Annotated in this window: 10 protein-coding genes and 1 pseudogene; 1 reads left to right on the forward strand and 10 read right to left on the reverse strand. The window is 32.0% G+C overall.

Annotated features, from left to right (window positions below; translation table 11 throughout):
* The 9 genes from WBN21_RS02110 to msrB all read right to left on the reverse strand — a co-directional run.
* On the reverse strand, positions 1-934 hold a 934-nt coding region (locus tag WBN21_RS02110), incomplete at its 3' end, for an aldo/keto reductase (RefSeq protein ID WP_424197653.1).
* 3 nt (positions 935-937) lie between these two features.
* Positions 938-1,210: a hypothetical protein gene (locus tag WBN21_RS02115; protein WP_424197654.1), complete on the reverse strand. Its 273-nt coding sequence runs from the start codon at positions 1,208-1,210 to the stop codon at positions 938-940.
* Positions 1,211-1,215: 5 nt separating this feature from the next.
* Positions 1,216-2,436, reverse strand: a complete 1,221-nt coding sequence (locus tag WBN21_RS02120; protein ID WP_424197655.1) for an alpha/beta fold hydrolase — start codon at positions 2,434-2,436, stop codon at positions 1,216-1,218.
* Positions 2,429-2,941, reverse strand: a complete 513-nt coding sequence (locus tag WBN21_RS02125) for a peptide-methionine (S)-S-oxide reductase (protein ID WP_424197656.1) — start codon at positions 2,939-2,941, stop codon at positions 2,429-2,431. Before WBN21_RS02125 ends, WBN21_RS02120 begins: the two co-directional genes overlap by 8 nt.
* 35 nt (positions 2,942-2,976) lie before the next feature.
* The gene (gene msrA, locus WBN21_RS02130; RefSeq protein WP_424197657.1) at positions 2,977-3,471 is read right to left on the reverse strand and encodes a peptide-methionine (S)-S-oxide reductase MsrA; all 495 of its coding nucleotides are present in this window, start codon (positions 3,469-3,471) and stop codon (positions 2,977-2,979) included.
* A 27-nt stretch (positions 3,472-3,498) separates the two neighbouring features.
* Positions 3,499-5,061 carry a protein adenylyltransferase SelO gene (locus WBN21_RS02135; protein WP_424197658.1) on the reverse strand — a complete coding sequence of 521 codons (1,563 nt, stop codon included), beginning with the start codon at positions 5,059-5,061 and terminating at the stop codon, positions 3,499-3,501.
* Between the two features lie 61 nt (positions 5,062-5,122).
* Complete coding sequence (locus WBN21_RS02140) at positions 5,123-5,374, reverse strand: glutaredoxin family protein (protein WP_424197659.1); 252 nt, start codon at positions 5,372-5,374, stop codon at positions 5,123-5,125.
* Positions 5,375-5,377: 3 nt separating this feature from the next.
* Positions 5,378-5,866, reverse strand: coding sequence for a peroxiredoxin family protein (locus WBN21_RS02145; protein ID WP_424197660.1), 489 nt, complete (start codon positions 5,864-5,866; stop codon positions 5,378-5,380).
* Positions 5,867-5,984: 118 nt separating this feature from the next.
* Positions 5,985-6,431, reverse strand: a complete 447-nt coding sequence (gene msrB, locus WBN21_RS02150; RefSeq protein ID WP_424197661.1) for a peptide-methionine (R)-S-oxide reductase MsrB — start codon at positions 6,429-6,431, stop codon at positions 5,985-5,987.
* 206 nt (positions 6,432-6,637) lie between these two features.
* On the opposite strand from msrB, the gene WBN21_RS02155 reads away from it, so the two are divergent.
* Entirely contained in the window at positions 6,638-7,840 is a 1,203-nt protein-coding gene (locus tag WBN21_RS02155; RefSeq protein WP_424197662.1) for a Pycsar system effector family protein, read from the forward strand.
* Here WBN21_RS02155 and WBN21_RS02160 read toward each other — a convergent pair.
* A pseudogene (locus WBN21_RS02160) lies at positions 7,837-8,560 on the reverse strand (GAF domain-containing protein); the annotation flags it as partial. The gene WBN21_RS02155 and the pseudogene WBN21_RS02160 overlap by 4 nt on opposite strands.

The raw sequence follows: 8,560 nt of genomic DNA on the forward strand, positions 1-8,560 counted from the left end.
GCTCGTCCCAATAGGCTTCTGGGGCTGTTTTTAAAGTTTGAAGCAATTGTAATTCATCTTCAGTAAAACTAAAACTTAAAGCCTCTAAATTTTGAGATAAATGTGTTTTATTTGAAGCACCACTTAATACGTAGGTAGGTTGTAAATTATCCAATACAAAACGTAATGCAACGGCATCAACCCCAACTCGATATTTTTTTGAGAGCACTTTTAAAACTTTATAATGTTCTTTATAATCCTGAAATTTTTCATTTTCAAAAACACGACCATTAGCCAACGCTTCTTTAATAATCACTTTTTTTCCTTGACTAAGGGCTTCTTTTAAAATTGAAAAAGTAGACTGTTCAAAAACATTATAGGTTACTTGAAAACTGTCAAACAGACCTGCTCCATCAATATTAACTTTTAAGGCAGCTTGAATCACCTCTTTTTGGTTTGCACCACTAGTTGTTATTCCTATTTTTAAACCTGTTTTCTTTTTTATTTGAAACAATTGCTTTAAAACAGCTTGATTTTCTAAAACACCACTATCAAAAGTTGCGGAATGTATTTGATAGTATTCAAGCTTAGGCAACATGTGTTTTGAAGTTTGCCATTGCTCTAGTAATTTTTCAAGAGAATGCTCTTTTATCTCATGTTTTCCTTCAAAACCCAACTCCCAATTGGCAACATAAGTATAACCCCATTTTGTACCCAAAATAACGTCTGAATGTTTTCTCTCGTTATTCCAATGGGCCAAAAACGCTTCACCTTTTCCGTAAGAAGGCGCTGTATCAAAATACCGAACGCCTAATTTATAAGCTTCATCTAAAACTAAATACGTATTTTTTTCAAAGGCAACTTCAGATTTATCAATAGCATTATTATCCCTAATATTTATATACTCTGGCCTTCCCATAGCTGCTAACCCCAATCCTATTTTTGTTTTTGTCATATTCTATTTATGGTTGTATTTTACGTTGCACGTTTCGCAAATATAGGTGTCTTTGTGAATGGTAATTTTATCTAATTTTCTGGCAACATCTTTTACAAATGTATTATAAGTGTCATTACTTGGGTTTCCATTTTCCCCTTTTACAAATTTATAATATTCTCCTTCCCATTCTTGTTCTCCCCAACAATTTGGACAAACACCTTCAGGAGCATTTCCGGTTTCTTTATTTTCGGATTTGTTTTTAAAATACGTTTTAATGTTCTCAATTAAATTCATAATGATTAGGTTATTAGTTCTGTTTCTATGATTACTTCACTTTGCAATGTTTTATGTACCGGACATTTTGAAGCAATTTCTTTTAATCTTGTTTTTTGTTTATCATCTAAATCTCCAACAAATTTTAATCGTTTTTGTAAATGATCTATCCTTGTTGGTTTATCTAAATCTAGCATCAAATCGTCACTATGTTTCTTTGAATATGTTATATAGACATATACTTCTTGTAAATCCCACTTTTTACGTTGTGCATACATTTTAAGCGTCATTACGGTACATGCTGCTAGTCCTGCACTTAGGTAATCGTATGGCGATGGTCCAAAATCGTCACCACCAATACTTTCAGGTTCATCAGCTATAAAATTATGTTTTTTAGTTTGAATAGATGTTGTGAAATTATCTTCAACTAAATTTAAATGTGCGACTAATTGTTCGCCTTTAGTATCTAACATCGTATTATCTTCTGGCTCAAAATAACGTTGCACCCATGTTCCAATCATGTTTCCAACATACTGGCTATCTTTCCTATTGGACAATAAATGATCTGCATCATCTAAACTAACAAAACTCTTTGGATGATGCGCATCATGATACAATTTATGTGCATTATCGATGCCTACTACCTTATCAAATGGAGCGTGCATTATTAATAAAGGTTTTCGTAAATTTTTAGTGATTTCCGGTAAATCAATTTTACCAAAATCTTGAACAAATTCTTCATTAATTTTAAAAGGTCTACCACCAATATTCACTTCTACCTCACCTTTTTCTTTCACTTCCTCTACACCATGCGAAAACAAATGTGTAACATGGCTTACCGATGCAGGAGCTCCAACTGTAGCAACGGCTTTTATGTTTTCTAATTTAGATGCGGCTACAATTACTGCAGCACCACCAAGTGAATGCCCTACCAATAAACTTGGTGCTTTGTAATGCTCTTTTAAGTACGTATTTACTGCTAATAAATCGTCCACATTTGCAGAGAAATAACTTTCTGAAAACTCACCTTCACTTCTTCCTAAACCTGTAAAATCAAAACGCAATACTCCAAAACCATGACTTGTAAGCGACCTGCTAATATTCCTTACTGCTCCTAAAGTACTACTACAAGTAAAACAATGTGCAAAAATGGCATAATAATGCGGTTTTTGATCTGCTGGTAGTTCTAAATAAGCCTGTAATTTATGACCTTTTTTATTTTGAATATTCAGTTTTATGCTACTCATATTTTAAATGCTTTAGTTTGTTTTCATTACCATACTTTGAAAATTGATTTATGATAATTTCTAATTTCGGATTAATAAACGATTGACAAAACGGTTTTTTTGGATTACTGTAATAGTAATTCTGAATTTGCTTCCTTGATGCTTTAAAGCTTTTAAAAGGAAACACTTGGGTTATTAATTTGTTTTCAAAGGCATCTTGAAATGCATTCATCAAGCCTTCAACTTCATGTTTTTGTACTTTAGAAAACGTATAAACTGCGGAACGGTATTTAGTTCGCATAGAATGATTAGAACTGCTTTTATGAGTATGCAAATGAATCTCTATTAATGTTTTAAGTGAAATAATTTCTGTATTAAAATGAACAATAACGGCTTCTGAAAACGCAATATTCTCTCCAGTTGAAGCTACAAAGCCTTGTTCAACTTTTGAAACTCCAACTAAAGATTGAAATACTGCTTCTGTACACCAATGGCAACCACCTCCTAAAGCTATTTTGTTTAGCATTTTAAATTAAAGATTCTTTTAAAACAATAATTTGATTATATAAAAGGTTCTTCAAATCTTTCGAAATGACAAGTATAACCATTCGGGATTCTAACCAAATAATCTTGGTGTTCTGGTTCTGCTTTCCAAAATGGCGTAAAAGGCTCTAAAGTAGTTGCTACTTTTCCGTCCCATTTTTTTGAGTCGTTTACAATTTTAATCATGGCTTCTGCTTGTGCTTTTTCGGCTTCATTTTGATAAAAAATGGCAGAACGATAACTCGAACCTATGTCATTTCCTTGTCTGTCAACCGTAGTTGGGTTATGAATTCTAAAGAAATAATCTAGTAATTCTTTATAATTAGTTTCTGTTGGATCGTATGTAATTTCAATAACTTCTGCATGACCTGGGTGATTTTTATAGGTTGGATTTTCATTCTGTCCGCCTTGGTATCCAACTTCTGTATCTTTTACGCCTGGTCTTGTTCTAAAAAGGTCTTCCATACCCCAGAAACAACCTCCTGCTAAATATGCTTTTTTATAATTTTTCATTTTTATAATTTTTGTTTTTTAAATCTATTACGAGCTACAAGATAACATAGAGCAGCCTACTTTATTCCGTGCCCATTCTGGACGTTTAGCAAACCATTTTTGATATTCTGGTTGCTCTTTATAAGGTTTTTTCAGCATATTAAACAATTTGTCTATCAACTTATAATCACCTTTATCAGCATCATCAATGGCTAATTGAGCCATGTAATTTCGTAATACATATTTAGGATTTACTTGATTCATTTTTTCTTTCCGTTCTTGTTTTGAAAATGATTCTTTAGTTAATCTTTTTGCATATTTTTCAAACCAATCATTCCAGCGTTTTTCAATATTTCCAACAACCTCATCTGATTTATAAAAAGCATCGTTAATAACCTGAAGTCCCTTTGAAGGGTATTCTTTTTTGAAATCACTTAAATTTCTAAAGAAAATGGTCATATCAGTTTCTGTTTGATGCAAAAGGTCTTCTAATTCTTGAATGAATTTCTGATCATTTTCATCTTCCTTATGCAACCCTAATTTAGAGCGCATCATATTTAATAATTTAACTTCAAAATCTGTTTTATATGCATTTAAAATAGTCTCCAAAGGTTCAGCCTCATCAATTAAAGGATAAATGGCGTTTGCTAATTGTAGTAAATTCCATAAACCAATATTGGCTTGATTTCCATATCGATAGCGTTTATGTTGTCTATCAGTTGTATTTGGTGTCCAGCCATATTCATAACCTTCCAACCAACCATAAGGACCATAATCTATTGTTAAGCCAAGAATTGACATATTATCGGTATTCATAACACCATGCACGAAACCTACACGTTGCCAATGGATAATCATATCTAAGGTGCGGTCTGACACTTCTTTAAAAAACTTAAGATACGTTTCTTTTGAAGGCTTTCCTAAATGTGAAAAGTGATGTTTTATGGTATAATCTACCAGCGTTTTAAGTGTTTCTTCATCTTGTCTTGCCGCAAAAATTTGATAGCTTCCGAAGCGTAAAAAGGATTCTGCCACCCTGCAAACAATGGCTCCTTTTTCGTAAGCCGAATTACCGTTGTACATGATGTCTCGCAACACCTGATCGCCAGACAATGCCAATGATAAAGCCCGTGTTGTTGGAACACCCAAATGAAACATGGCTTCGCTACATAAATATTCCCTAACTGAAGAACGTAATACCGCTAAACCATCAGCAGTTCTAGAATATGGAGTTTCTCCAGCGCCTTTAAGTTGTACTTGCCAGTTTTTATTATTGTGTTCAACCTCGAATAAATTTATAGCTCGCCCATCGCCTAATTGACCTGCCCAATTCCCGAATTGGTGTCCGACATAACACATAGCGTAAGGATTTGTATTTTCTTGTACTTTATTTCCTGTGAATATATTTAGAAATTCGTCGCTTTTAGCATCTATATCAAAAAGCCCAATATTTTTGAGCATTTCTGGAGACACATGAAGTAATTCTGGTTTTGCAGTTTGTTTTGGTTTCACAAAAGAAAAACATGCGCTTTCAACTTGCCTTCTGGTGTTTTCTACAATAGAATCTGCAGGTAATTCTTGATTAAATTTATCTTTTATGTTTAGTTTCATTTACTACTTTCTTTCTTTAAAAGACTTACAAGGTTTTGGAAACCTTGCAAGTGGCTATAAATTAGTTAATTAACTTCTCAATCCATTTTATCAAATCTTCATCAGAAGGATTTCTTAGTTTCTTTCCCCCAATAGTTATTGTTGGAAAATTAAGTTTTCTATTTTCATATAGGCTTCGTAATTCTTCCGCGAAAGCGAAATTTAACTCAACATCCAAAAATAAATATTTCAAATTTAAAGCCTCTAAATAGTTTTTATAATGTAGCGTTTTATGGCATCTTTCAGCACCATAAAGTTTAATTTCGAGCCTCATAACTTACATCGAATTGAGTACCTTAATAGCTGCTTTTGGAATTAAATGAAAGTCTGAAAACACCACATTATCATGCTTGTCTATAAACAAAAACCAAGGTGTTCCTCCGGTTTTATAATTAGTCATAATATTAGAAATTGACTTACCATCATCACCTGCATCATGTCCAAATGGAATGTGTAAATCATATTGCTTTTGGGTTTTTAAAATCTTATCATAAGTATTGGATTCATGGCCTTCAAACACCGTTTGGATTGCTAGAAAAACAACATTTTTATTATCTTTTAAAGCCTCGACCATTCTTTTTAAGTCTGGCAAACCCTTACTATGACAACCACGACACCAACTTTGAAAGCAGTAAACTACCTTAAACTTCCCATTAAAATCTGAAAGCTTTATAGGCTCCGTTTCATTTCCATTAGCATCAACCCAATTGTTAACATAGAATTCTGGAGCTTTAAATAAATTATTATGTTCTGATTGATTCGACATTTATTCGTTTCTTTCTTTAAACAGGAAGTTATTATTCAATGTAAACCTAAAAGGTTTTGGAAACTTTGTAGATTATGCCCTACAAATTTCAACGAATACGTAATTACTGGATTACGTATTATCGTTTTTCTAATTGCATAGATTCAGAATTGATGCAATAACGTAGTCCGCTAGGTTCTGGTCCATCTGGAAACACATGTCCTAAATGTGCATCGCAAGTATTACACATAACCTCAACGCGCATCATTCCAAAAGCTTTATCGCGATCATACTTAATAGCATTTTCTTTAATTGGCTGTGTAAAACTTGGCCACCCAGTACCAGATTCAAACTTAATAGTAGAATCAAACAATGGAGAATCACAACATACACAATTGTACTTACCAGCCTCATGAATACTACATAACGCACCGCTATGAGGTCTTTCAGTACCTTTAAGTCTTGTTATTCTAAATTGTTCTGGTGTTAAATAAGCCTTCCATTCGGCTTCTGTTTTTTCGACACGTTTGTCTGGAGTTGGGTTTCCTTTTACAGAAAAGTTGATGACTTCTTTCCAAGTTAGCATTATATGGTTCCTTTCTTTTTTTAGTTAAATATAATATGCTTTTCAACATAAAGGTAGTCGAAACTAAATTCAAAAACTTACAATGTAAACTTAAAGCTAAAGTATTTGAAAGCATTAATGAAATTTACGACAAATTATACCGTTGTCAATACTTTATTTTAATATCCTTAAAGTTTAGTATTTTTACTAAATAAAGATAATTGTTTATGGATAAGCTCATTATTGAAGCCGAAAAATTTGCTACCAACTTATTGAATGATGAGTTAGATACTTCCTTTTTATATCATAATTTAACACACACACAACGTGTTGTTGAAAAAGCAAAAGAATTAGCTGAACAATCTGGTTTAAACGAATCAGAAAAAAATATCCTTACTCTTGCAACATGGTTACATGATACTGGTTATACAAAAAACATTAAAAATCATGAAGATGAAAGTGTTTTAATTTCCAAGAAATTTCTTAGCTCACAAAATTGTTCGGAGAAAAATATTGAGGCTATTTGTGATTTGATTTTGGCTACTAAAATGGATTATGTTCCTAAAAACTATTTAGAGAAAATAATAAGAGATGCCGATTGCGCACACATTGGGAGCAAAAGTTATATTGAAATTTCTGAATTACTAAGAAAAGAATGGGAATTAACCTGTAATAAGCATTTAACCGAAAGCGAGTGGTTAGATGAAAACATTAACTTTTTATCTACTAAACATAAATTTCATACTATTGAAGCTGCTTTGAATTGGGATAAAAGAAAAGGTAAAAATATTTCAGAATTACTTAAAACCAAAAAGAAGCTTGATGTCGAAAACAAAAAACTCCAACAAAAGAAAGACCAATTAAGCTTTAAAAAAGACAAGGTAGAATTACCTGAACGTGGTATTGAAACCATGTTTCGTGTTACTTTAAAAAACCACATAACCTTAAGTAATATTGCTGATACTAAAGCAAATATTTTACTTTCTGTAAATGCTATTATTGTATCATTGGTTTTATCAAATTTAGTATCTAAACTAGACAATACGTCTAATCATTACTTGATTACACCAACAGTTATATTTGTTCTGTTTACCGTGGCGTCTATCATTTTATCTATTTTGGCAACCAGACCAAATGTTACAAGTGGAAAATTTACTAAAGAAGATGTAGCAAACAAAAAAGTAAACCTTTTATTCTTTGGAAACTTTCATAAAATGAGTCTTAATGATTTTGAATGGGCCATGGGAGAAATGATGCAAGACCGCGAATACTTATATTCATCAATGAAAAAAGATTTATATTTTTTAGGACTCGTTTTAGATAAAAAATATAAAATTCTTCGTCTTACTTATTCTGTATTTATGATTGGAATTATAGTAAGTGTTGTTGCTTTTGCAATTGCTTTTCAGACTTCCGGAGCAGGCGCTTAAGCCTTAATTTCTTTCATTAAATCACTATAAGTATAAAATTCTTTATCATCCTCATTTTTATGATATAGAACGCTTACCCTAATTGCTTTTAAACCTGTAACCGCCTGTAAATCCTGTAAATCCACTATTTCAACATCGGTATCTAAATAGTGTTTAGATTGTAAAAATTTTACATATCTTAAATACTCTCTTTCGTCTTGTTTTTGAGAGTAAACAATACTGATTTTTCCTTTTTGAGTAACACGCTCCGTTGTTCCTTTTATATAGGCTTTATCTACACGCTTTTTAACAATTTCGTATCGTGCATTGTAAGTACCATCTACGTCAAATTGTTTTTCATCCATTCTAAAACTAATGGATAATGGCTGATTAAACACTAAAATCATGGACGCTACATCAAGTAAAACTGGGAAATCAGGTTTCATTTGATAATAACTATTTTCCATCTCGCACATAACTTGTAATTGCCATAAACGCAAATTGTATAAATAAACAGGATTAAAACTATCTTCTTTGGTAATAGATTCACCTATATACATATTATGCTCTACACCATCTGTTTTAAAACGTTCAAAAAAATGTGGGTACATTTCCTGAGCCTGATGTTGTTTTTCATCTAATAAAGATGCCATTTCTTTATTAATTTTAGCTATGGTTTCATCATAAGCTTTTCTGTGTTTATATAATACATTTAAATCATCATTAATACTAGAATAGTAT

This window comes from Algibacter sp., from assembly GCF_049667265.1.
GTDB lineage: Bacteria > Bacteroidota > Bacteroidia > Flavobacteriales > Flavobacteriaceae > Algibacter_B.

Excerpts from the sequence above, each read along its gene's own strand:
- msrB (WP_424197661.1), bottom strand. The coding sequence starts at position 6,431 with ATGCTAACTTGGAAAGAAGTCATCAACTTTTCTGTAAAAGGAAACCCA.
- WBN21_RS02155 (WP_424197662.1), top strand. The coding sequence starts at position 6,638 with ATGGATAAGCTCATTATTGAAGCCGAAAAATTTGCTACCAACTTATTG.
- WBN21_RS02135 (WP_424197658.1), bottom strand. The coding sequence starts at position 5,061 with ATGAAACTAAACATAAAAGATAAATTTAATCAAGAATTACCTGCAGAT.
- WBN21_RS02115 (WP_424197654.1), bottom strand. The coding sequence starts at position 1,210 with ATGAATTTAATTGAGAACATTAAAACGTATTTTAAAAACAAATCCGAA.
- WBN21_RS02120 (WP_424197655.1), bottom strand. The coding sequence starts at position 2,436 with ATGAGTAGCATAAAACTGAATATTCAAAATAAAAAAGGTCATAAATTA.
- WBN21_RS02125 (WP_424197656.1), bottom strand. The coding sequence starts at position 2,941 with ATGCTAAACAAAATAGCTTTAGGAGGTGGTTGCCATTGGTGTACAGAA.
- msrA (WP_424197657.1), bottom strand. The coding sequence starts at position 3,471 with ATGAAAAATTATAAAAAAGCATATTTAGCAGGAGGTTGTTTCTGGGGT.
- WBN21_RS02145 (WP_424197660.1), bottom strand. The coding sequence starts at position 5,866 with ATGTCGAATCAATCAGAACATAATAATTTATTTAAAGCTCCAGAATTC.
- WBN21_RS02140 (WP_424197659.1), bottom strand. The coding sequence starts at position 5,374 with ATGAGGCTCGAAATTAAACTTTATGGTGCTGAAAGATGCCATAAAACG.